Origin of the sequence: Streptosporangium sp. NPDC023963 (assembly GCF_040639135.1) — a bacterium.
GTDB lineage: Bacteria > Actinomycetota > Actinomycetes > Streptosporangiales > Streptosporangiaceae > Streptosporangium.
Genome location: NZ_JBEZZK010000018.1, coordinates 47,624 through 70,484, shown reverse-complemented (window position 1 = coordinate 70,484; position 22,861 = coordinate 47,624). Strand labels below are relative to the sequence as shown.

Annotated in this window: 22 protein-coding genes and 1 pseudogene; 14 read left to right on the top strand and 9 right to left on the bottom strand. The window is 71.0% G+C overall.

The annotated features are described in order from the left end of the window. Nucleotides 1-149: 149 nt before the first annotated feature. The 4 genes from AB0F88_RS36585 to AB0F88_RS36570 all read left to right on the top strand — a co-directional run bounded on the left by AB0F88_RS36585 (nt 150) and on the right by AB0F88_RS36570 (nt 4,636). A complete protein-coding gene (locus AB0F88_RS36585; RefSeq protein ID WP_362695235.1) occupies nt 150-2,300 on the top strand; it encodes a (Fe-S)-binding protein in 2,151 nt (716 codons plus the stop codon). Between the two features lie 168 nt (nt 2,301-2,468). After that, nucleotides 2,469-3,263, top strand: a complete 795-nt coding sequence (locus tag AB0F88_RS36580) for a hypothetical protein (RefSeq protein WP_362695451.1) — start codon at nt 2,469-2,471, stop codon at nt 3,261-3,263. Beyond that, on the top strand, nt 3,260-4,336 hold the full coding sequence (locus AB0F88_RS36575; protein WP_362695232.1) for a glycosyltransferase: 1,077 nt from the start codon (nt 3,260-3,262) through the stop codon (nt 4,334-4,336). The genes AB0F88_RS36580 and AB0F88_RS36575 overlap by 4 nt, the downstream gene beginning before the upstream one ends. An 18-nt stretch (nt 4,337-4,354) precedes the next feature. Beyond that, nucleotides 4,355-4,636 (top strand): metal-sensitive transcriptional regulator, encoded by a 282-nt coding sequence (locus tag AB0F88_RS36570; RefSeq protein ID WP_362695229.1) that lies wholly within the window; start codon nt 4,355-4,357, stop codon nt 4,634-4,636. A 485-nt stretch (nt 4,637-5,121) separates the two neighbouring features. Here the strand turns inward: AB0F88_RS36570 and AB0F88_RS36565 are convergent, their stop codons facing one another. Together AB0F88_RS36565 and AB0F88_RS36560 are read right to left on the bottom strand one after the other, a co-directional pair. After that, a complete protein-coding gene (locus AB0F88_RS36565; RefSeq protein WP_362695226.1) occupies nt 5,122-6,465 on the bottom strand; it encodes a hypothetical protein in 1,344 nt (447 codons plus the stop codon). A gap of 162 nt (nt 6,466-6,627) precedes the next feature. Further along, entirely contained in the window at nt 6,628-7,170 is a 543-nt protein-coding gene (locus tag AB0F88_RS36560; protein WP_362695223.1) for a gamma carbonic anhydrase family protein, read from the bottom strand. A 139-nt stretch (nt 7,171-7,309) separates the two neighbouring features. Between AB0F88_RS36560 and AB0F88_RS36555 the strand changes: the two genes are divergently transcribed. Continuing rightward, nucleotides 7,310-8,656, top strand: coding sequence for a hypothetical protein (locus AB0F88_RS36555; RefSeq protein ID WP_362695220.1), 1,347 nt, complete (start codon nt 7,310-7,312; stop codon nt 8,654-8,656). A gap of 188 nt (nt 8,657-8,844) precedes the next feature. Here the strand turns inward: AB0F88_RS36555 and AB0F88_RS36550 are convergent, their stop codons facing one another. From AB0F88_RS36550 to AB0F88_RS36530, 5 genes are all read right to left on the bottom strand, one after another. Next, nucleotides 8,845-9,075: a hypothetical protein gene (locus tag AB0F88_RS36550; protein WP_362695217.1), complete on the bottom strand. Its 231-nt coding sequence runs from the start codon at nt 9,073-9,075 to the stop codon at nt 8,845-8,847. A gap of 126 nt (nt 9,076-9,201) precedes the next feature. Then, nucleotides 9,202-9,954 (bottom strand): GntR family transcriptional regulator, encoded by a 753-nt coding sequence (locus AB0F88_RS36545; protein WP_362695214.1) that lies wholly within the window; start codon nt 9,952-9,954, stop codon nt 9,202-9,204. Between the two features lie 150 nt (nt 9,955-10,104). Next, a complete protein-coding gene (locus AB0F88_RS36540; protein ID WP_362695211.1) occupies nt 10,105-10,647 on the bottom strand; it encodes a VanZ family protein in 543 nt (180 codons plus the stop codon). Nucleotides 10,648-10,916: 269 nt separating this feature from the next. Beyond that, nucleotides 10,917-11,630 carry a dienelactone hydrolase family protein gene (locus AB0F88_RS36535; RefSeq protein WP_362695208.1) on the bottom strand — a complete coding sequence of 238 codons (714 nt, stop codon included), beginning with the start codon at nt 11,628-11,630 and terminating at the stop codon, nt 10,917-10,919. A 183-nt stretch (nt 11,631-11,813) separates the two neighbouring features. Then, the gene (locus tag AB0F88_RS36530) at nt 11,814-12,572 is read right to left on the bottom strand and encodes an IclR family transcriptional regulator (RefSeq protein ID WP_362695205.1); all 759 of its coding nucleotides are present in this window, start codon (nt 12,570-12,572) and stop codon (nt 11,814-11,816) included. Between the two features lie 74 nt (nt 12,573-12,646). Between AB0F88_RS36530 and AB0F88_RS36525 the strand changes: the two genes are divergently transcribed. The 9 genes and pseudogenes from AB0F88_RS36525 (at nt 12,647) to kynU (ending at nt 21,192) form a co-directional block, all read left to right on the top strand. Next, on the top strand, nt 12,647-14,101 hold the full coding sequence (locus AB0F88_RS36525) for a 2-hydroxymuconic semialdehyde dehydrogenase (RefSeq protein ID WP_362695202.1): 1,455 nt from the start codon (nt 12,647-12,649) through the stop codon (nt 14,099-14,101). Further along, nucleotides 14,094-14,891: a fumarylacetoacetate hydrolase family protein gene (locus AB0F88_RS36520; RefSeq protein ID WP_362695199.1), complete on the top strand. Its 798-nt coding sequence runs from the start codon at nt 14,094-14,096 to the stop codon at nt 14,889-14,891. Before AB0F88_RS36525 ends, AB0F88_RS36520 begins: the two co-directional genes overlap by 8 nt. Before the next feature lie 123 nt (nt 14,892-15,014). Continuing rightward, nucleotides 15,015-15,917 (top strand): annotated as a pseudogene (locus AB0F88_RS36515) (acetaldehyde dehydrogenase (acetylating)); the annotation flags it as partial. Between the two features lie 116 nt (nt 15,918-16,033). Next, nucleotides 16,034-17,128 (top strand): 4-hydroxy-2-oxovalerate aldolase, encoded by a 1,095-nt coding sequence (gene dmpG, locus AB0F88_RS36510; protein ID WP_362695196.1) that lies wholly within the window; start codon nt 16,034-16,036, stop codon nt 17,126-17,128. After that, nucleotides 17,125-17,976 carry a fumarylacetoacetate hydrolase family protein gene (locus tag AB0F88_RS36505; protein ID WP_362695193.1) on the top strand — a complete coding sequence of 284 codons (852 nt, stop codon included), beginning with the start codon at nt 17,125-17,127 and terminating at the stop codon, nt 17,974-17,976. Before dmpG ends, AB0F88_RS36505 begins: the two co-directional genes overlap by 4 nt. After that, nucleotides 17,973-18,395, top strand: coding sequence for a RidA family protein (locus tag AB0F88_RS36500; protein ID WP_362695190.1), 423 nt, complete (start codon nt 17,973-17,975; stop codon nt 18,393-18,395). Before AB0F88_RS36505 ends, AB0F88_RS36500 begins: the two co-directional genes overlap by 4 nt. Then, the gene (locus tag AB0F88_RS36495) at nt 18,392-18,907 is read left to right on the top strand and encodes a 3-hydroxyanthranilate 3,4-dioxygenase (protein ID WP_362695187.1); all 516 of its coding nucleotides are present in this window, start codon (nt 18,392-18,394) and stop codon (nt 18,905-18,907) included. The genes AB0F88_RS36500 and AB0F88_RS36495 overlap by 4 nt, the downstream gene beginning before the upstream one ends. 3 nt (nt 18,908-18,910) lie before the next feature. Further along, complete coding sequence (locus tag AB0F88_RS36490) at nt 18,911-19,945, top strand: amidohydrolase family protein (protein WP_362695184.1); 1,035 nt, start codon at nt 18,911-18,913, stop codon at nt 19,943-19,945. A gap of 14 nt (nt 19,946-19,959) precedes the next feature. Beyond that, nucleotides 19,960-21,192, top strand: a complete 1,233-nt coding sequence (gene kynU / locus AB0F88_RS36485) for a kynureninase (RefSeq protein WP_362695181.1) — start codon at nt 19,960-19,962, stop codon at nt 21,190-21,192. A gap of 139 nt (nt 21,193-21,331) precedes the next feature. Here the strand turns inward: kynU and AB0F88_RS36480 are convergent, their stop codons facing one another. Then, nucleotides 21,332-22,057 carry a hypothetical protein gene (locus AB0F88_RS36480; protein WP_362695178.1) on the bottom strand — a complete coding sequence of 242 codons (726 nt, stop codon included), beginning with the start codon at nt 22,055-22,057 and terminating at the stop codon, nt 21,332-21,334. A gap of 312 nt (nt 22,058-22,369) precedes the next feature. After that, nucleotides 22,370-22,789 (bottom strand): MmcQ/YjbR family DNA-binding protein, encoded by a 420-nt coding sequence (locus AB0F88_RS36475; protein ID WP_362695175.1) that lies wholly within the window; start codon nt 22,787-22,789, stop codon nt 22,370-22,372. Between the last annotated feature and the right edge of the window lie 72 nt (nt 22,790-22,861).

Below are 22,861 nucleotides of genomic sequence, written 5' to 3'. Positions count from 1 at the left end.
GGAACGGTGTTGACCATAGGGTGACCACGGTCGCCGCGGGTCCCGGTGCGAAGCGAAGTTACTCATCGGTAGGATTCGTGGAGACCCCTTGTCATCGTGGATGATCGGCGGTCGTACGCTGGCAGCCAACGCCGTCTGTGGGAGGACCCGTGCTCTGGGTAGCGATCATCGGGCTGGTCATGACAGCCGTCGCGGTCGCGCTTGCCGCGCGCCGCGTGTTGTTCCTGTACAAGCTCGCCACCGTCGGGCCCGCCGCGCCCGAGCGCGTCGCGTACGCCAGGACTCACCTGGGTGAGGAGATCAAGGCCCAGCTGGTCGAGGTCTTCGGGCAGCGGAAGCTGCTGAAGTGGACGGCGTCGGGCGTCGCGCACTTCTTCGTCATGTGGGCGTTCTTCATCCTGGCGACCGTCTATCTGGAGGCGTACGGCGCGCTGATCCAGGGGGCCGTCACCGGCACCCCCGACTTCCACATCCCGCTCGTCGGGACGTGGGCGGTCCTGGGCTTCCTGCAGGACTTCATCGCGGTCGCGGCCCTGCTCGGCCTTCTCGCCTTCGCGATCATCAGGATCAAGAACTCGCCGAAGAAGCTGGGCCGCAGGTCCCGCTTCTCCGGGTCGCACCTCGGCGGCGCCTGGCTCGTCCTCTTCATGATCTTCAACGTGATCTGGACGATGTTCCTCTTCCGCGGGGCCGCCGCCAACACCGGCAACCTGCCGTACGCCTCGGGGGCGTTCGCCTCCGACGCGGCGGCCGCCCTGCTGCGCCCGCTGGGGGCCTCGGCCAACGAGATGCTCGAACACGTCGGCCTGCTCCTGCACATCGGCGTCATGCTGGTGTTCCTCGTGATCGTGGTGAACTCCAAGCACCTGCACATCTTCACCGCGCCGCTGAACGTGGCGTTCTCCCGGCGTCCCGACGGCAACGGCCCGGCCCAGCCGATGCGGATCGACGGCAAGGTCGTCGACTTCGAGGACGAGGAGCTCGACGGCGACAGGCTCGGCCGGGGCAAGATCGAGGACACCACCTGGAAGGGCTTCCTCGACTTCTACACCTGCACCGAGTGCGGACGCTGCCAGGACCAGTGCCCGGCCTGGAACACCGACAAGCCGCTGTCGCCGAAGATGCTGATCCTGGAGCAGCGCGACCACGCCTTCAAGGTCGCGCCGTACCTGACGGCGACCCAGGAGGAGCGCGCGGGCTTCCACGAGGACGTGCTGGCCCTGCTGGAGAAGCCGTTGGTCGGCGAGGACGGCGTCATCCACCCCGACGTGCTGTGGTCCTGCACCAACTGCGGCGCCTGCGTCGAGCAGTGCCCGGTCGACATCGAGCACATCGACCACATCCTCGACATGCGCCGCTACCAGGCGATGGTGGAGTCCAACTTCCCGTCCGAGGCCGGCGTCATGGTCAAGAACCTGGAGAACAAGGGCAACCCGTGGGGGATGTCCGAGATGAAGCGGGCCGACTGGATCGAGGAGCTGGCCGGTCGCGAGGTCGACCCCATCGAGGTCACGCTCGTGGACGAGAAGATGCCCGACGACACCGAGTACCTCTTCTGGGTCGGCTGCGCCGGGGCCCTGGAGGACCGGGCGAAGAAGACCACCAAGGCGGTCGCGGAGCTGCTGCACGTCGCGGGCGTCAAGTTCGCGGTGCTCGGCCCGATGGAGGCGTGCACCGGTGACCCGGCCCGCCGCCTGGGCATGGAGTATCTCTTCGACATGCTGGCCAAACAGAACATCGAGACCCTGAACGAGGCCGGGGTCAAGAAGATCGTCGCGACCTGCCCGCACTGCTTCAACACCCTCGCCAACGAGTATCCCCAGCTCGGCGGCACCTACGAGGTGGTGCACCACACCCAGCTGCTGGCCAAGCTCGTGGACGAGGGCAGGCTGGTCCCGGTCACGCCGATCGAGGAGAAGATCACTTACCACGACCCGTGCTTCCTCGGACGCCACAACAAGGTTTACTCCCAGCCTCGCGACATCATGGCCAAGGTGCCCGGGGTGAAGACCCAGGAGATGCACCGCCACAAGGACCGCGGCTTCTGCTGCGGCGCGGGCGGTGCGCGGATGTGGATGGAGGAGCGGCTCGGCAAGCGCATCAACACCGAGCGCGTGGACGAGGCGCTGACCACCGAGCCGGACACCATCTCCACGGCCTGCCCGTTCTGCCTGGTCATGCTCGGTGACTCGATCAACGAGAAGAAGAACGCGGGTGAGGCCAAGGAGACGCTGGAGATCGTCGACGTCTCCCAGCTGCTGATCAAGTCGATCAAGGGCCAGCCCGTCGAGGCGTCCTGACATACGGACGGTGACCGGTCAGAGGGGACATCTTCCCGATGTTCCCTCTGACATACGGTCAAGCCACCGGGAAAAGGACGTCAGGTCCGAAAACCTTTCTCCACATAACGGGAAAATCACGGTAACCTCAACGTCGCGTAGCTCATTCAACGGGGAGGGGGCTTGACGATGCCCGTCGTCGTCAGCGATGCCGAGGTTACCCTGGCCGATGTTCTCTCACTTCGGCTGGCCGTCGACGAACCTCTGGCCGACGGCACCGAACTGGTCCTGCGTAACCGGGCCACCTCGGTCGAGAGCCGGGTGCCGCTGGGCACGCCGGACGTACAGATGCGCGAGGCGGAGCTGGCGGTCTCGCTCGCGCCGCTCGAACTCGGTCCCGGCCGCTGGGACACCTACCTGCAACAGGGCACGGCGCGCACGCGGCTGCGCAGTGTCGATCCCGGGTTCTCCCTCGACCACCTCGACGCGTACGCGCTGAGCCGCCGGACGCTGGCCTACCGCGCCTACCGGACACGCAACGGCTTCCTCGCCCTGAAGGTCGACGACGCCCAGCCGGTGGCGGAGGTCCGTTCCGTCTGGTTCAGGGAGGGGCGCTTCGAGGTCACCGGGCTGCTGGCCTTCACCGGCCTCGACGACGACGAGGCGCGGCACGAGGCGAAGCTCGCCCTGCGCCGCAGCCGGCCCGACGCGGAGCTGACCTCCGTTGCAACGGTCCAGGGCGTGCGTTTCCACGCCGCGCTCTCGCTGTGCGACGTGCTCGCCGCCGCCCCCGACCAGACAGGCACCTGGGAACCCTCGCTGGAGGTACGCGGCGTGGCCACGCCGCTCCGCCTGGGCTCCCGGCTGGACGACGTCGACGGCAAGCGCCGCCGCCTGCACTATCCCGCCACGCAGATCGACGGCGTGCCGATCCGGCCCTGCTACACGGCGGACGACGAGCTCAGGATCGAGGTCGGCGGGTGAGGATCTGCCTGCTCACCCCCTCCGTGTACGGCATGCGCGGCGACGTCCGCTCGATCGTCAACCTCGCGGGGGAGCTGGCAGAACGTCACGAGGTAGAGATCATCAGCGTCCGCCGCCACCGGGAGAAACCGTTCTTCCCGGTGGCGTCCGGCGTGAGGCTCTCCTGGGTGGTCGACGCCCAGCCGGGGGTCAGACACCTGCTCCCGCGGGGCCAGATGCGCACCGAGGTCGCCCTCTGGCGGCGGCTGCGCGGGCTGCGGGCCGACGTGCTCATCAGCACCCGGCCCGGGCTGAGCGTCCAGGTGGCCAGGCACGCGCCGCGTGACGTCACGCGGATCGCCCGCGAGTGGGGCCGGCCGCCGGTGCCCGGGCCGATCAGGAAGTTCTACCCGCGCCTGGACGCGGTCGCCGCCGCCACCGAGACGAGCCGGCAGGAGTGGGACCGCCTGCTGGGCGGGGACGTCCCGGTCGGCGTGATCCCGGACGCGCTGCCCGCCGGGCCGTGGCCGCGCTCGCGGATGGACAACCGCATCGTCGCCGCGGGAGGGCGCCTGGTGCCGGTGAAGGCCCACGACCGGCTGATCCGCGCGTTCGCCGTCGTCGCGGGCAAGCGCCCCGACTGGCGGCTGCGCCTGTACGGCGGGGGCCCCGAGGAGAAGCGCCTGCGCGCCCTGGTGGGCGACCTCGACCTGCACAACCACGTCTACTTCATGGGGACGACCTCCGACCTGACCGGCGAGTTCGCCAAGGCGTCGATCGTGGCGACGACCTCCAGGACGGAGGCGCTCGGGATGACCGTGATCGAGGCGATGGCCAGCGGGGTGCCGGTGATCGCGTTCGACGGCCCCCGGGGGCCGGGCGAGTTCGTGGCCGACGGGCGGAACGGGGTGCTGGTCGCCGAGGGGGAGGACGAGATCGAGGCGTACGCGTCCGCGCTGCTCGCGCTCATCGACGACGAGGGACGGCGCAGGGGGCTGGCCGCGGGCGCCCTGGAGGTCGCGGCGGACCACGACGCGTCCTCGGTGGCCGACCGCTGGGAGAAACTGATCGTGGCCGCGTCCCGCCGTGCCTGACACCGGTACCGTTGGGACATGCATGGGTACAGCGGTGACAAGCAGGCTTATCTGACCCGGTTGCGGCGCATCGAGGGACAGATCAGGGGCCTGCAGCGGATGGTCGAAGAGGATGCCTACTGCATCGACGTGCTGACCCAGGTCTCGGCCGCCACGCGGGCGCTCCAGGCGGTGGCGCTGGGCCTGCTGGAGGACCACATCGGGCACTGCGTCGCCGACGCCGTCAACGCCGGGGGGCCGGAGGCGCAGGAGAAGGTCAAGGAGGCGTCGGCCGCGATCGCCCGTCTCGTCCGTTCGTGACTAGTCACATGACTATCTTTTCCGACCACGTCCCGGACCCCGTTGGAGGGTCCGGGACCAGGTCTTGGAAACGGTTCTTCCCGAGGCTTCAGCAAACAGCCGAAGCGCTCAATCCGAGCGCGTTGTCGAGCTCCACCAAGGTGAGGGGCCGTTCGCTGATCGCGACGGCGGACAGCACCTCGGCATAGAGCGCGATCTCGTCCAACGCGACACGGTCGTGGACCCTAGAGTCCAGGTCGTCGTGCCCCACCGCGTCGTCCTTCCTTCCGCAGCCCACACCCACTTCGAGGTTACGGCGGGCGGACATCGGTGCCCATGGCCCATCGGGACCATTCCTCGCCCCGCCCGGCACATCCTCAAGGAGGATCATTTCCCGTTTAGGAGATCACAATTCAGCTAATTGTCTGATGCGTGGGGGGCTAGAAGGATATAGGGAGAGTAAGGATGAAATAACTATATTTGTGGTTTAGGCATACCGGTGTGTGTCAGAAGTGACGGGGATAAGTCCCCGATACTCCGGGGACCGGGTCGTCGCGCTCGTGCGTCAGCCGGTGCACGACCGCGGAGGCCGTCGTGAATCCCCGCTCCGGTATCTCGGTTCCCGTGAGGCGGCACCACGCCAGCCCGGTGGCGTAGGCGGCGCCGAGCAGGGCCGCCGCCGCGGCACGGTCCGGCGGGTGGAGCGCCGCGGGCAGCTCTCCGGAACGCGGCCAGCACCCTCGCAGCGGGTGCGAGGCGTCGGTGAGCACCACGTGGAGGATGTGCCGCAGCTCGGGATCCAGCCACGGGTAGACACCGTCGGCCGCCCTGGGCGCGACGTCCGACAGATCGGCGGCGAGCAGCGAGGCGGCCACCGCCCTGGGGTCGGCGCCCATCGGGGCGAGGAAACCCAGCGCCTGGACGAGGTCGTAGACCGCGTGCTGGAAGTACTCGCCGGGCGAGGTGTCGGGCAGCGTCAGGTGGGGCGGGCAGCGCGAGAGCCACGCGTGCCGTACGGCCTCGTCTCCCCGGTGGGCCACGGCGGGATCCTGGCAGGCCCGGCGCAGCAACGGCTCGACCATGGACAGCAGCGCGTCGGCCCTCGGCCTGAACCTCGGGTCCTCACGTACCACGGTGGCGGTGTCGGCCATCAGCGCGACCAGCCGCAGGCCCGCCTCCGGGTGCCCGGCCCTGACCCGCTCGCCGTACAGCGCGACCAGGTCGCCCAGCGAGGTGGGCGGCAGCCAGCGGACCCACTCGTCACCGGGCAGCGGGCGGGCCAGGAACTCCCCGAACATCGACAAAAGCACCTCGTTGCCGTCGAAGGCGGGGGCGTAGGCGCACCACATGAGCGTGCCCCAGATCGCGGCGACGGGGCTGGCGACCTCCCGGGCGAAGAGCTCGGCGAACGGCCCGGTGATCGGGAAGTCCTCCCTGCGCCTGCCGCGCTGGGCGACCAGCAGCTCGCGGACCCGCTCGGTGATCTCGTACGGCACGTCGGGGCCGACGAACCCCTGGATCGATCCCCGGTCGGCGACGAGGTCGGCGCCGGTCGGCACCAGGTGCGGCAAGATCATCGAGGTGATGTGGACCACGTGCGCCGCGGCGCGGAAGTCCCGGTCGGCGGGGGGAGCGGTCAGGTACCAGCGGCCGTCGGCGGCATCCTGCCGGTACCACCGGGCGTGGGCGCCGAACAGCCATCGCCCGCCGTCCGGGGTGGCCAGCGTGCGCTGCGCGATGGCCTGGGCGCGCGCGAGCGGAGGCAGCGCCACCCACCGGTGGTCGGCGACCATGGTCCGCACGTCGTTCTCGATGGCGTCGAACCCGTCCCACTGCCACACGCCGGTCATCGGCATTCCGGGGCGAGGGCCCCTGGCCTGCGCCACGGGCGGGATGCCCCTGCCTCCCTTCGGTCAAGGTCGTGCCAGGCCCCGAGATCCCCGCTGGGGCCTGGCACGATCGTAAGGCCCTCCCCGCGGCCGCGCCGGGGGCGTGCGGGTCGTCCGGGGCGTTCAGGCCGGCGGGAGGACGGTCGCGGCCCGGTGGCGGGCCGCCTTGGCGACGTAGCCGGCCGGTGTACGGGCGAACGAGGCGCGATCGTCGTCGGTGAGCTCACGGACGATCTTTCCGGGCACGCCCGCGACGAGCACCCCCGCCGGGATCCGCTTTCCCGGCCCCACCAGGGCGCCCGCCGCGATCAGCGATCCCGCGCCGATCCTCGCGCCGCCGAGCACGATCGCGCCGATGCCCACGAGCGCGCCGGTCTCCACGTGCGCCCCGTGCACCATGGCCTTGTGCCCGAGGCTCACCCGGGGCTCCAGCACGGCCGGCTCGCCCGGGTCGGCGTGCAGGCAGCACAGGTCCTGGATGTTGCACTCCTCCCCGACCTCGACGTCCTCGTCGTCGCCGCGCAGGACCGAGCCGTACCAGACGTTCGCGGCACGGCCCAGCCGTACCCTCCCGACGACCACCGCTCCGGGGGCGATGTAGGCGTCCGGATGGATCCGCGGGAGCGCGTCGCCGTCGAGGGCGGCGATGTAGGGCGTGGCGTTCATGATGACGATGGTACGAGGGGCGATCTGCCCGGTATTTCCGCAAGCAGGTCAGGCGTTCCGGTTGCGGACTTGGGCAGTAAGCAGGAAAGTCGTCTCCTGACGTCTCCTTTCCCGCCACACAACCTCCACGGGCAGTGCCATGACAAACCAGCACGACAGCTTTCCCGACCTGATGCACGAGGACTCGTTCGAGGTCGCCCTGCGCGGCTACAGCCGTCGTCAGGTTCACGAATACATGGACCGCCACCGCCACCAGATCCGCGACCTGGAGGAGCGGCTCGCACGCGCGATCGACCAGGCCGAGCAGGGCCGGATCGAGCTGGCCGAGGCCCGAAGGAGGCTCTCCGACGCCCCGCAGGACTACGACGAGCTCGGCCAGAGGCTCAGCCAGATACTGAAACTCGGCGAGGAGGAGGCCACCTCCAAGAAAGAGGTCGCCGAGGCGGAGGCGATCAGGCTCCGCGACGACGCGGCCACGGAGGCCGAACGGCTGATCAACTCCGCGCGGGACCGGGCCGAGGGCATCCTGAACGCCGCGCAGCAGGAGGCCGAGCGCCGGGTCGCCGAGGCCACCGCCGCCGCCGAGAAGATGCTCGCCCAGGCCGGCAACGACGCCGAGGAGACGCTCAACGCGGCCCGTACCGAGTCCGAGGAGACCCTGCGCGGTGCCCGCACCGAGGCCGACCGGATGGTCACCTCGGCGAGGAACGAGGCCGAGCGGACGGTCCAGGAGGCCCGCGCCGAGGCGGACGCCACGCTGAGCGCCGCCGGAGCCGAGGCGGAGGCGACCGTCCGCGCCGCCAACACCGACGCGCACTCCACCCTGTCGACGGCCCAGCAGCGCGCCGCCGCCCTGGACGAGACCACCGGTCGCCGGGTCGTCTATCTCACCGACACCCACCACGAGGTCATGCGTCGCCTGCACGAGATGAACTCCGTCCTGGGAGACCTGCTTCACCGCGAGGCCGCGGCCGGGGCCCTGATCGACGAGGGCTCCGTGCTGCCCCCGGCCCGCGTCCAGCCCGCGCCGGCCGCCCTCCCCACCGGTCCCGGCGCTGATCCCGCTCCCGGTTCCGCTCCCTCTCCTGGTTCCGGTTCCGCTCCCGGTTCCGCCGAGGCTCCCGGCGGCTCCCAGGGGGCGCCCGGCGTGGCGGACACCGTCGTGCCCGACGGCGCCGGGACGCCCTCGGGACGGACCGGGCCCGCCCGGCACGCCGGATCCGAGGACGCGCCCGAGAACGCGCCCGAGGGCGTGCGGGACGACGGGTTCGACGACTCGCCCGATCTGGAGTCCGTACGGGTGATCGTGGACGACGAGGCCCCCGCCGGGGGCGCGGACGAGCGGCACGGCCGGGACGACGACCGTTTCGACGAGATGCATGTCGAGGTGTACGACGACACCGACACCGACACCGCCGCCGACCGCGGGCCGGCGGCGGGGAAGGCCGGGAAGGGCGAGGAGAAGTACGCCACCCCCAGGAAGTAGGAGAGCCCACCCCCGGAGACCGTGAAGCGGGTTCTCGCGGCCGTGGAGACGCCACGCGTCACAGGGCGGCGGGAGTGGTCCGGAGATCAAGCGGAAGCCCCCGCCCCCGATCGGGTCGGGGGCTTCCGCGATTGGGGGCCCGGCGCCGGGACCGCATCGGATCCGCTCATCCCGGCACCGGGCGGTCTTCAGGTGTCCGCTCCCGGCTCCGTGCCGCCGGAACGTTCCCGCTGGTCGATTAGCTGCTCGCGCAGCCCTTCCGGATCGTCCGCGTCGATGGTCATCGCGCAGCCGACATCGCGCTGGGCGGAGGTCAGCGGGTGGTGGCGAGTGGCCCACCACCTGCCCGCGTCGCTCCGCCAGATCGTCCAGTCGGGAAACTCCCGGGCGATTTCAGCGAGATGCCGGTCGAAAGACATCTGTGCACCTTCCCCGCGCCCAGGCCCGTCTTTGCGACGTTCCACCTCTGACGGTGAGGCACTTCTCTAGAGAAATCAATGATCGCAGGGGACAGGTCAACCTATCGGTTGACGGATGGCCTTGATCTATGAGTCGAAGTCGTACTGAAGTACGTAAGAGGCGGCATCGAGGACCATCTCGTTGACCTCGACGGCGACGCCGTCGGCGGTGCGGGCGACCCGGGCGATCACGATGACCGGGGTGCCCGCGGGCAGGTCAAGCTGGACGGTCTCATGGGGATGGGGCATTCGGGCCCTGATCTCCTCGGTGAAGTGCACCGGGGCGTGGCCGAGCTCACCGAGGCGCGCGTAGACGCCCCCCGGGCCCGTGTCCTCTCTCGTGATCGCGGTTCCCTCCACCAGGGCGGCGGGGAAGTGGGAGACCGACAGCTGCACCGGCCGCTCGTCCACCGAGTAGCGCCGCCTGCGGACCCACACCTCGGGGCTGCCCAGCACCCGGGCCACGGTGTCCTCGGCGGTCTCCCGGTCGATGTCCACCTCGTCCACGGTGTAGGGGCGCCCCCTGGTGTCGGAGTCCCAGATGGCCTCGCCGCGGCCCCACTGGTCACGGGAGAGCCGCCGGGAGCCGTGCCGCCTGATGGGGCGGAACTGCCTGACGTACACCCCTGAGCCGCGTTTGGGGACGGCCAGTCCTTCGTTGATTAGTACGGACAGTGCCTGCCTGGCGGTGGCACGGGCTATGCCGTGCGTCGCCATCAGGGCGTTCTCGCCCGGAAGCCGATCCCCGTCTCGGAGATCACCGGACAGGATCGCTTCGCGAAGCCCGTCGGCGATGCGCCGATAGATCGGGGGCTCGGGAGGTACCGGGGACTGCTGCACGTTCGATCACCCTCTGTCACCAACCGGGTTTGGCGTCTCCAGAGAACTTGCCCCGCCTTGTCCACGATCGCACAGATACGGAGGTTGGTATCGTGCTTCTTTTGGGAGGATCGTGCCCGTGTGGCGATCTTAAAGAGTTTTTCCGGCCCTTTACCGTGGAACGGTCCCGGCCGGTATTCGGACGGCCCACCACCGGCGCGTGACGATCGCGGCCAGCACGGCCCCCGTCGCGTTGACGATCACATCGTCGACGGAGCTCACCCGTCCCAGGCGCAGGGCGTGCTGGAGGACCTCCACGGCGAGCGACGCCACGGCCGCCACGGCCGCGACCCCGGCGAGTGACGCGAACCGCGCCGAACGCACGGGAAGCATGGCCCCGAGCGCGGCGAAGACCAGGAGATTCCCTCCGACCTGCACGAACGCCGCCTGTCCCGGTCCGTGGAGGGTCGCCCACAGGTCTGCGAACGGGACGAGGCTGACGCCCGAGACCCCCACCCCGGGGGTGAGGATCATCCAGATCCAGGGTGCGGTGCCGGCCACCGCGACCACGTCGGCCAGGGCGGTGCGCGCGGGGAAGGGGTGGCCGGCGCGGGCGCGGTGGAGGGTCAGCAGGCGGACGGCCACGACGGCCGCGGGGACCGCGAGGAAGGCCGCCAGAACGATGTTCCCCCACTGCTGCCACGCCTGGTGCATGAGGCAATGATCAATGATGCGGTGCGCGGGGTCCGGCCGGACGGCCTTCGGGGTTACGAGAAGGTGACCTTCGAGCAAGGGTCGTTCCCACCCCCGGCAGCGGCGAGAAGACCTCTGGGCGCGGGAGATCCGGGGGGCGGGGAGAGGCCCCGGCCGAGGCGCGCCCTCCCGGAGGGCGAGACGGGCGCCTCGGCTCGGCCTCAAGGCAGTCCCGGAGCCCGTCCTCAGAGGGTCTCCGGAGTGGTCCTCGGAGCGGTCTCAGAGCGTCCTCAGGGCAGGGGGGCCGGGGCGAGGTTGCGTCCGAGGAAGTGCACGGCCCGGTCCCAGGCGGCCCGCGCGGCCTCCGGGTCGTGGAACTGCGGGGCCTCGTGGTTGTGGAAGGCGTGCCCGGCCTCCTCGGCGACGTACATCTCGACGTTCGACCGTCCGGCCGCGGCCTTCTCCACCACGGAGACCCGCTCCCTCGGGATGTAGGGGTCGGAACCGCCGAACACGAGCAGCAGCGGGCAGGTGATCTTCTCCAGCATGCCCGCCGCGTCGGGTACGGCGGATCCGTAGAACGACAGGACCGCGTCCACCTCGATCGTGGCCGCGAGCAGGTAGCCGATCGAGCCGCCCAGGCAGAACCCGACCACCCCGGCCCCGCCCTCCGCCTCGGGCAGCCCCCGCAGGTGCGCCAGGGCCACGGCCGAGTCGGCCACCCCGTGGGGAACGTCGAACGTGGAGGCCATCTCGACCGACAGGGCCGTTCCGGCGTCGTCGTGGCCGGACACCCAGTTGGGCCGGATCCGCCAGAACAGGTCGGGGGCGCCGACGACGTACCCGAGCGCGGCCAGGTCCTCGGCCACCTTCCTGATGTACGGCCCCACCCCGTAGATCTCCTGGACCAGCAGGACGACGGGGCCCCGGCCGGCCGGGGGCAACCACAGATGCAGGTCGAACGAGCCGTCGGCGACGGTGACCGTCTCGGTGCGAGCTTCCACGTGTTCCTCCTGCTGGCGTATGGCGACCGCCTGCGTACGGCGACCGGCTGATGCCGGCTGATGTGCGGCGACGGACGGGCGGCGAGACGAGCGAGCAGTGAATCGCATACCCGTCGAACGCGGACAGATGTGCGGGCGGACGCACGGCCTGCCCGTCAGATGGTCGGACGCACGGCCTGCCCGTCAGATGGTTCTGGCCAGGGCGCGGGAGATGCCCAGCGCGGCGGCCTTGACGGCCGGGGCCAGCCGGGTGGGCTGGAAGCGGGCCAGCGGCACCGAGACGGACAGCGCGGCCACGGCCACGCCGTCGCCGAACACCGGGGCCGCGATGCACGCGCCGCCCAGCTGCGCCTCCTCCCGCTCGTAGGCCAGCCCCGCCGCCTGGATCTGGCCGATCGCCTCCTCCAGGCGGCGGGGGTCGACGATCGAGTGCGGGGTCAACCGGCGCAGCGGGCGGCCGAGGACCTCGTCGATCAGGTCGGGCCCGGAGTAGGCCAGCAGGGCCTTGCCGATCCCCGTACAGGTCAGCGGGAGGCGCCCGCCGACGCGTGAGGGCAGCGCGAAGGTCTCCTGGCCCCGGATCTTCTCGACGTAGACGACGTCGAGACCGTCGCGCACGCCCAGATGGACCGTCTCGTGGGTCGCCTCGTAAAGGTCGTGCATGAAGGGCAGCGCCGCGTGTCTCAGGTCGCGCTCCAGGGGCACGATGCTTCCGAGTTCGAAGAGGCGGCGGCCGAGATAGTAGCCGTCCGGGCGGCGGGTGACCGCGCCGATCGAGGTCAGTTCGGTGAGCAGCCGGAAGGCGGTGGTCTTGGGCAGGTGGCAGCGCTCGGCGACGTCGGCCAGGCGCAGCGGTCCTCCCGTGGGGCGGAACGCGTCGAGCACGAGCCAGGATTTCTCCAGCACGGACAGCCGATCGGGGTTCCGTTTCACGGAACGCATTCTTGCCTATGGGCCACTCACGGCTCTATACCCGTACATAGTGACCTTAAGGAGTACGTCACCGAGGAGCAGTCTTGTCTGACCAGGTGAACCACTTCATCGGCGGGGTGCCGGTCGCCGAGGGCGCGACGTTCAGCACCTATGACCCGGTGACCGGCCTGCCGGTGCGCGAGGTTCGCGAGGCGGACCGGGAGGTCGTCGGCAGGGCGGTGGCCGCCGCCCGCGCGGCCCTGCCCGCGTGGGCGGCGCTGCCGGTGGCGGAGCGCGCCGCTTGGATGCGCCGCCTCGCCGACGCGATCGAGGAGCGGTTCGAGGACCTGGTGGCGGCGGAGATCGCCGACACCGGCAAGTCGGTCACCCAGACCCGCACCCTGGACATCCCGCGCGGGGCCGCGAACTTCCGGTCGTTCGCCGAGATCGCGGCCCAGCACCCGGAGGACGCGTTCCACCTGACGGACGTGCTGAGCTACACCGTCCGCAAGCCCCTCGGCGTGGTCGCGGTGATCGTGCCGTGGAACCTGCCGTTCCTGCTGGCGACCTGGAAGCTCGGTCCCGCGCTCGTCGCGGGCAACACCGTCGTGGTCAAACCCTCGGAGCACACGCCGGGCTCGCTCGCGGTGCTCGCGGAGATCGCCGCGTCGATCGGCCTGCCCCCCGGCGTCCTCAACGTCGTGAACGGCTTCGGGGGCGGCTCCACCGGCCAGTTCCTGGTGGAGCACCCCGGCGTGGACGCGGTCACCTTCACCGGCGAGAGCCGTACCGGATCGACGATCATGAAGGCGGTCGCGGACCGGGTCAAGCCCGTCTCGTTCGAGCTGGGCGGCAAGAACGCCGGGCTGGTCTTCGCCGACGCGGACCTGGACGCGGCCGTCGAGGGGAGCGTGCGGTCGGTCTTCACCAACGGCGGCCAGGTCTGCCTGTGCACCGAGCGGCTCTACGTGCAGCGGCCCGTCTTCGAGGAGTTCACCGCCCGGCTGGCCGCGCGCGCCGGGGAGCTGCGGTTCGGCCGCCCCTCCGACGAGGACGCCACGATGATGCCGATGATCTCCGCCGAGCACCGGGACAAGGTGCTCTCCTACTACGAGCTGGCCAAGCAGGAGGGCGCCGAGATCCGCGCCGGGGGCGGGGTGCCACGCTTCGGCGACGACCGCGACGGCGGCTACTACGTCGAGCCGACCGTGCTGACCGGCCTGCCGCCCGGCTCCCGGGTGAACCGGGAGGAGATCTTCGGCCCGGTCTGCCACATCGCCCCGTTCGACACCGAGGCCGAGGCGGTCGGGCTGGCCAACGACAGCGAGTACGGCCTGGCGGCGACCGTCTGGACCTCTCACCTGAGCAGGGCCCACCGGGTCGCGAGGTCGCTGGAGGCCGGGCTGGTCTGGGTCAACACCTGGTACCTGCGCGACCTGCGCACCCCCTTCGGCGGGGTGAAGCTGTCCGGCATCGGCCGCGAGGGCGGCACGCGCTCGCTGGACTTCTACTCCGAGCCCACCACGATCACCATCAAGCTGGAGCCTGGACATGACTGAGTGGAGCGAGGCCACCGACGTGCACGCGGAGGCGGCCGACCGGCTGCTGGAGGCGGCCAGGAGCGGCAAGCCGTGCGCCCCGGTGCGCGAGACGCTGCCGAGCCGGAGCGCCGAGACCGGGTACGCCGTACAGGAGATCAACACCAGGCGGGCGCTGGACGAGGGCCGCAGGCTGGTCGGCAGGAAGATCGGGCTGACCTCCGCCGCGGTCCAGCGCCAGCTCGGCGTGGACCGGCCGGACTTCGGGATGCTCTTCGCCGACATGGCCTATCTCGACGGCCTGCCCGTGCCGACCGGCCGCTTCCTGCAGCCCAGGGTCGAGGCGGAGGTCGCGCTGGTCCTCGGGGACGACCTGGAGGGTGGCCCGTTCACGGTCGCCGACGTCATCCGGGCGGTCGACTTCGCGCTTCCGGCGATCGAGATCGTCGACAGCCGCATCGCGGGCTGGGACATCACGCTCGTCGACACGATCGCCGACAACGCCTCCAGCGGGGCGTTCGTCCTCGGCAACACCCCGGTGAGCCTGCGCGGCCTGGACCTGCGCCTGGCCGGGATGACCATGAACCGGCGCGGCCAGGAGGTCTCCACCGGCGCGGGCGCGGCCTGCCTCGGGCATCCGCTCAACGCCGCGGTCTGGCTGGCCGACGCGCTGGGCGGCACGGACTTCCCGCTGCGCGCCGGGGACGTCGTGCTCACCGGTGCGCTCGGCCCGATGGTCGACGTCGAGCCCGGCGACGCGTTCGAGGCCCACATCGAGGGCCTCGGCTCGGTCAGGACGGTGTTCTCGTGACGGCTCGCACCGCGGGGGATTCGGGAAGGCGGCCCCCGCCGTGACGGCTCGCACCGCGGGGGGACAAGGCGATCCTCTCGTGACGGCCCGCACCGCGGGGGGATTCGGGAAGGCGGTCCTCTCGTGAAAATCGCCATCATCGGTTCGGGGAACATCGGCACCGACCTGATGTTCAAGGCACTGCTGTCGGAGAAGGTCGAGGTCGTCGCGATGGCGGGCATCGACCCCGACTCCGACGGCCTGGCCCGCGCCCGCCGCCGGGGGATCGCCACCACCCACGAGGGCGTGGAGGGTCTGGTCGCGCTGCCCGGGTTCGCCGAGGTGGACGTCGTCCTCGACGCGACCTCCGCGGGCGCGCACCGGCACAACGACCGGGTGCTCCAGGCGCACGGCAAGCGCGTCATCGACCTCACCCCCGCCGCCGTCGGTCCCTACGTGGTGCCCCCGGTCAACCTGGAAGCCCACCTCGCCGAGCGGAACCTCAACATGGTCACCTGCGGCGGGCAGGCCACCATCCCGATCGTCGCGGCGGTCGCCTCGCGGGTGCCCGTCCGGTACGCGGAGATCGTCGCCTCGATCTCCTCCCGGTCGGCGGGGCCCGGCACCCGGGCCAACATCGACGAGTTCACCGAGACGACCTCCCGGGCGATCGAGCGGGTCGGCGGGGCGGCGAGGGGCAAGGCGATCATCGTCCTCAACCCGGCCGAGCCGCCGCTGATCATGCGTGACACGGTCTACTGCCTGGTGGACGAGTGCGACGAGACGACCGTGGCGGAGGTGGCGGGCGCCGTGCTGGAGATGGTGGCGCGGGTCAACGACTACGTGCCCGGCTACCGGCTCAAGCAGGACGTGCAGTTCGAGACGATCCCGGCCGGGGAACCGCTGCCCGACGGCACCCGCGACGGCGGCGTCAAGGTGACCGTCTTCCTGGAGGTGGAGGGCGCCGCCCACTACCTGCCCGCCTACGCGGGCAACCTCGACATCATGACCGCCGCCGCGCTGCGCACGGCCGAGCGGCTGGCCGAACGGCCGGCCGGGCCGCCGTCCCGGGCCGTGGACGCGGGCCGCACGGAGGGCGCGGCCCGTACGGAGGACCGGGACCGTACGGGCCGGGCCGCCCGTACGGACGCGGAGGTTGGCACGTGAGGCTGTACGTGCAGGACGTGACACTGCGGGACGGCATGCACGCCGTCCGGCACCGCTACACCGTCGCCCAGGCCGCCGGGATCGCCGCGGCCCTCGACGCCGCCGGGGTGGCGGCCATCGAGGTCGCGCACGGCGACGGTCTCGCCGGGGGCAGCTTCAACTACGGCGCGGGCGCGCACACCGACGACGAGTGGATCGAGGCGGTCGCCGGGGTCGTGCGGCGGGCGAGACTGACCACCCTGCTGCTGCCCGGCATCGGCACCATCCACGACCTCAGGCGCGCCCACGCCCTCGGCGTCACCTCGGTCAGGGTCGCCACCCACTGCACCGAGGCCGACATCTCCGCCCAGCACATCTCCACCGCGCGCGAGCTCGGGATGGACGTGGCCGGGTTCCTGATGATGTCCCACATGGCTCCGGCCGAGGAACTGGCCAGGCAGGCCGCGCTCATGGAGTCGTACGGCGCCCACTGCGTCTACGTGACCGACTCCGGCGGCCGGTTGACCATGGACGGGGTCAGGGAGCGGGTCAGGGCCTACCGTTCGGTGCTCGGCGAGGGCACGGAGATCGGCATCCACGCCCACCACAACCTGGGCCTGGGCGTGGCCAACTCGGTCGTCGCGGTGGAGAACGGCACCTACCGGGTGGACGCCTCCCTCGCCGGGATGGGCGCGGGCGCGGGCAACTGCCCGATCGAGGTGTTCGCCGCGGTGGCCGACCTGATGGGCTGGGAGCACGGCTGTGACCTGCACGCCCTGATGGACGCGGCCGACGACCTGGTCAGGCCGCTGCAGGACCGGCCGGTCCGGGTGGACAGGGAGACGCTGACGCTCGGCTACGCGGGGGTCTACTCCAGCTTCCTGCGGCACGCCGAGGCGGCCTCCGCGCGGTACGGGGTCGACACCCGGACCATCCTGACCGAGGCGGGCCGCCGCCGGATGGTGGGCGGACAGGAGGACATGATCGTGGACATCGCGCTGGACCTGGCACGTACGGAGGCACGACCGGACCTGGCAGGGGCGGGGGAGCAGCCGGACCCGGCACGTACGGAGGCGCGACCGGACCCGGGGCAGGAGGGGAAGCGGTCATGACCGACCTCCACAAGCTCGCCGCCGTCCTGGACGAGGCCGCCCGCACCGGTCGCGCGGTGCCGAGGCCCGAGCAGGACTACGGCGTGGCCGACGCCTACCGGGTCCAGGAGGAGCTGATCCGGCTCCGCCTGGAGCGAGGGGACCGGCTCGCCGGGGTGAAGCTGGGCTTCACCAGCGAGGGCAAGCGCCGCCAGATGGGCGTGCGCGACGTCATCTTCGGCCGGGTGCCGGAGTCGTCGGCCATCCTCGACGGCTCGTACGCCGATATGTCGAGATACATCCATCCGAGGGTGGAGCCGGAGGTCGTCTACCTCGTCGGGCGGCGCATCGCGTCGCCGGGTGACGCGCTCGCGCCGGGCGCCGTCGCGGCCGTCGCGACCGGCATCGAGGTCATCGACTCGCGCTACGAGGACTTCAGGTTCTCGCTGCCCGACGTGATCGCCGACAACACCTCGGCCGCCGGGTACGCCGTCGGCCCCTGGCAGCCGTACGACCCGTCGCGGTGGAACCTGGGCGTCGTCCTGGAGATCGACGGGCGAGTGGTCCACGCCGGGTCGACCGGCGCGATCCTGGGCGACCCGCGCCGGGCCCTCGCGGAGGCCGCGCGCCTGGCCCTCCGGGCGGGGACGGTCCTGGAGCCGGGCTGGATCCTCCTCGCCGGTGCCGCCACGCCCGCCGAGCCGCTGGCGCCCGGCGCGCGGGTGCGCGCCGAGATCCAGCACCTGGGCTCGGTCTCGTTCACCGCCTCCGCACCGGAACCCGCTCCGGGGGTCGCGGGGACTTCTCCGGGGGTTCCAGGGACTTCGAGGACTCCAGGGTCCCCGGGGGCACCGAGGGAGGGATCATGAGCGACGGGCTCGTCGTCGCGGGGAAGGCCACGCCGCGAGGCAGGTTCCCGCACGTCAAACGGGCGGGAGACTTCCTGTACGTGTCCGGGACCAGCTCGCGCAGGTCCGACAACACGATCGTGGGAGCCGAGGCCGACGAGTTCGGCACGGTCACGCTCGACATCGCCGAGCAGACCAGGGCCGTGATAGAGAACATCGGCGACATCCTCAAGGCGGCGGGAGCCGACCTGAGCGATCTCGTGCAGATCACCACATACCTGGTGAACATCAACGACTTCGGCGGATACAACGCGGTCTACGCGGAGTACTTCGACGAGACCGGCCCGGCGCGCACCACCGTGGCCGTCCACCAACTGCCCCACCCGCACCTGCTCATCGAGATTCAGGCCGTGGCCCACCGACCGGAGGAGCGCCCGTGATCCCGCCCATCGACCTCACCACGTGGATCGACGAGCACGCCCACCTGCTCAAGCCGCCGGTGGGCAACAAGATGGTCTTCGAGGGCGCCGGCGACTTCATCGTCATGGTCGTCGGCGGCCCGAACGCGCGGACCGACTTCCACATCGACCCGTACGAGGAGCTCTTCTACCAGATCCGCGGCAACATGCACGTCAACGTGATGACCCCCGAGGGGCCGGAGACCGTGCACGTGCGCGAGGGCCAGATGTGGCTGCTCCCGGCGAACACGCCGCACTCGCCGCAGCGCCCCGAGGAGGGGTCGGTCGGCCTGGTGGTGGAGCGGATCAGGCCGGAGGGCGTGCTGGAGCGGTTCCTCTGGTACTGCCCTCGGTGCAGTGGCGTGGTCCACGAGGTCGAGCTCCAGGTCCGCGACATCGTGACCGACCTGCCGCCGATCTTCCAGGCGTTCTACGACGACGAGAAGGCGCGCACCTGCGGGAACTGCGGCACCGTCCACCCCGGCAAGGGATAGTCGTTGATCATCGACGTCCACACGCACCACGTCCCCAAGGGCTGGCCCGACCTCGGCTGGCCGGGGGCGCCCCGGCTCAGGGTCGACTCCGAGCGGGAGGCCGTGATCCTGCTCGGGGACCGGGAGTTCCGCAGGATCGCCGACGACTGCTGGAATCCCTCGGTCCGCCTGGAGCGGATGGACGCCGACGGGGTGGACGTCCAGGTCGTCTCGCCGACTCCGGTCTTCTTCTCCTACGAGCGCCCGGCGGCCGAGGCCGTACGGGTCGCGAGGGTGTTCAACGACCTGGCGCTGGAGATCTGCGCCTCCGAGCGGCTGGTGCCGTTCTGCCAGGTGCCGCTCCAGGACCCCGACCTGGCCTGCGCCGAGCTGGACCGGTGCCTGGCCGCCGGGCACGCGGGCGTCGAGATCGGCAACCACGTCGGTGACCGCGACCTCGACGACGAGGGGGTCGTCCAGTTCCTCCAGCACTGCGCCTCGGTGGGCGCGCCGGTCTTCGTCCACCCCTGGGACATGGCGGGCGGCCCCCGGCTGGAGCGCTGGATGGCGCGATGGCTGGTCGGCATGCCGGCCGAGACGCACCTGTCGGTGCTGGCCCTGATCCTGGGCGGAGTCCTCGACCGGGTGCCGGAGACGTTGCGCCTGTGCTTCGCGCACGGCGGCGGCTCGTTCGCCTTCTGGCTCGGCCGGTTCGAGAACGCCTGGCACCGCCGCAACGACCTGGTCGGGGTCTCGGAGCTCCCCCCGTCGCACTATCTCGACCGGTTCAGCGTGGACTCGGTCGTGTTCGACGAGCGGGCGCTGCGGCTGCTGGTCGACACGATGGGGGAGGACGGGGTCATGCTCGGCTCCGACTTCCCCTACCCGCTGGGCGAGTCGCCGGTGGGCTCGCTGGTCCGCCGGGCGGGGTTCCTGTCCGACACCGCCCGCGCCAAGCTGCTCGGCGGCAACGCCATCCGTTTCCTCGGCCGTCAGCCGGGGCGGAATGCCATGAAATCTGACATTGACGGCATTATGGGGGGATTGCCAGGCACCTAACCGGGAGACGACTCGTGGCCATCAGCCGTGCGGAGTGTGTCGCGCTCGACGCCGCCGACCCCCTCAAGGACATCAGGGACGAGTTCGTCCTGCCCGACGGGACGATCTACCTGGTCGGCAACTCCCTCGGTGCCCCGCCGAAGACCGCGGCGGCGGCGGTGACGCGGACCGTGGAACAGGAGTGGGGAGGCCGCCTGGTCGGCGCCTGGAACACCGCCGGCTGGTTCGACCTCCCGCTGACCACGGGCGACCGGCTCGCCCCGCTGATCGGCGCGGGCCCCGGCCAGGTGGCGGTGGGCGACAGCACCTCGATCTCCATCGTCAAGGCCGTGTCCGCCGCCCTGGGGCTGCGCCCCGAGCGCCGGGTCGTCATCTCGGACCTGGCCAACTTCCCCACCGACCGCTACGTGGTCGAAGGGCTGGCCGAGGCGCTGGGCGGCTACGAGATCCGCGACGTCACCGGCGTCGACGACCTCGCCGGCGCCCTCTCCGACGAGGTCGCGTGCGTGCTGCTGTCGGAGGTGGACTACCGGACCGGGGCCCGCCACGACACGGCCTCGGTCACCGCGCTGGTCCAGGCGGCGGGCGCGCTGATGATCTGGGACCTGTGCCACAGCGCCGGCGCCTACCAGGTGGACGTCTCGGCGGCCGACTTCGCGGTCGGCTGCACCTACAAGTATCTGAACGGCGGCCCGGGATCCCCGGCCTTCGTCTACGTCCACCCGCGCCACCAGGCCGAGGCGCGGCCCATGCTGACCGGCTGGCACGGCCACGCGGCGCCGTTCGCCTTCGAGCCCGGCTTCCGCCCCGCCGACGGCATCCGGCGCTTCACCGTGAGCACCCCGCACGTGATGTCCTTCGCCTCGCTCAACGCCTCGCTCGACATCTGGGAGCGCGTCGACCTGGCCGCCGTACGGGCCAAGAGCGTGGCGCTGGGATCGATCTTCATCGAGCTCGTCGAGGAGCTCTGCGCGCCGTACGGGCTGGAGTTGGTCTCGCCCCGCGACCCGGAGCGCAGGGGCAGCCAGGTCAGCTTCGGCCACCCCGACGGTTATCCGGTCATGCGCGCCCTGATCGACCGCGGCGTCCACGGCGACTTCCGGGCCCCCGACGTGCTCAGGTTCGGGTTCGCGCCCCTCTACATCCGCTTCGCGGACGTCTACGACGCGGCCGTGATCCTGACCGAGGTGCTGGAGAAGGAACACTGGCGCGACGACCGCTACAACCACCGCCTCGCCGTCACCTGAGGTCGCCGTTACTTGAGGGGCCGTCACCTGAGGTCGCCGTCACCTGGGAGAAGGGGGCCCCGCTGCGGGAAAGGTGTCCCGGCCGGGAGAAGGCGGGCGCCGGTCGAGGGAAGCGGGCCTCCGCCGGGAGAGGCGGGCCTCAGCGCCTGCTCAGCCGGCGTCCCTTGTACATCGGGTGGTCGGTCTCCCAGTATCTCCAGCCCTCCACCCGCGCGGGGACGCTGGCCACTCCGGCGGCGATCTTGCGTACCCGGCAGCTGTAGACCTGCCGCCACGCCGAGAAGCCCACCCGGTAACCGAAAACGCGATACCACATGTTTCCGTACTTGCCGTCGGTGATCTCCTGCACGTATTCGTGACCGGTCTCGACGATGTATTCCTCGGCGAGCAACGGGTTCACCATGTTTCGCAACTGGCGGATCAGCTCGTCCCTGTCGATCTCGCCGATTCTTTCCCTCTCGATCTCCATCTCGGCGTACACGCGGTGCTGCCGGGTGACCGAGACCGTCATCGTGCCGCCGGGGCCGTCGATGAAGCGCGTACGGGGAACGAAGAAATTCCTCGGCCTGAAGGAGTGGAATCTGAAGAAGGACCTCGGCTTGCATTTCTTGCGCGCCTGCTCCGCAAGCGTGTGGCGGGGGCCATCGTCATCGTCGTCGGTGCCGAAGTCGGTGCCGGTGCCGGTGGTGGTCTCGCTGTTGGGGCCGGTGTCGGTCCCGGAGTCGGTGTCGGTATCGGTGTTGTCAGGGCCGGAGGCGCTGGTGGAGGAGCTGGTCGACTTGACGGACGAGTCCGAGTCGGGTGGCGGGTCGCTGAGCGCGGACGCGGTGGCGGGTGAGGGGAAGGCGGGGGATGCGGGGGACACGGGGGCCATGAGGGCCACGGAGAGGGATCCGGCCAGGGCCAGCATCGCCGGCCCTTTCGCCGGCCGGCGCCCCTTTCGCCGTTCGCGCGTGGTCGCGGCACTTGTTTCAGGGTTGGGAGTGAGCATGGAGACACCATTCCCTTCGAGACGTGGTCCGTGGCCGCGACCAATCCGCTGACCGGAATACGGCTTTTGCCGGTACGCCGAGGTACTCAGCGTGACAGTGATGATGCTTACAGTCGCGATTGAGGGGCATGTGGTGACACGCCGAGACCCCGTCCACCGAATAGGGAAAGGCGGGTGGAGGGCGGGCTAGGGTTGTTGCCCGCCGGTGCGCGCCGACTCGTCTCCGTCCTGCGAGGGCGCGTCGAGCCTGGCGACGAGCCTCTTGGGGGCGACGGCGCGGTAACTCTCCTCGACCCAGTCGAGGAGCGCCTCGGTCTCCGGGAGCGCGCCGGAACCCGTCAGGGGAATCGACACCCACCCCGCTCTGCCCAGCCCGTAGCCGGACGGCCTGGCGCCCTCGACCGCCAGCGCGTGGCCGTTCGACTCGGGCAGCTTCACCCCGACGCTCGGGCTCCACTTCTCGGTCGGCTCGTCGACGCCGAGGAAGAGGAAGATCTTCTTGTTGACCTTGACGACCGTGTCGCCCCAGGGGTGGTCCTCGTAGGCCTCCGGCAGGCGCAGCGCGAACTCGCGCAGCGTCTCGCGGACCTCACGCCAGTTGTCCATGGCGCCCATTGTGAACCTCGGCACCGACGATTCCGGCCGGATCCGGCACGGGCCGGCCCGGGTGCCCGGGAC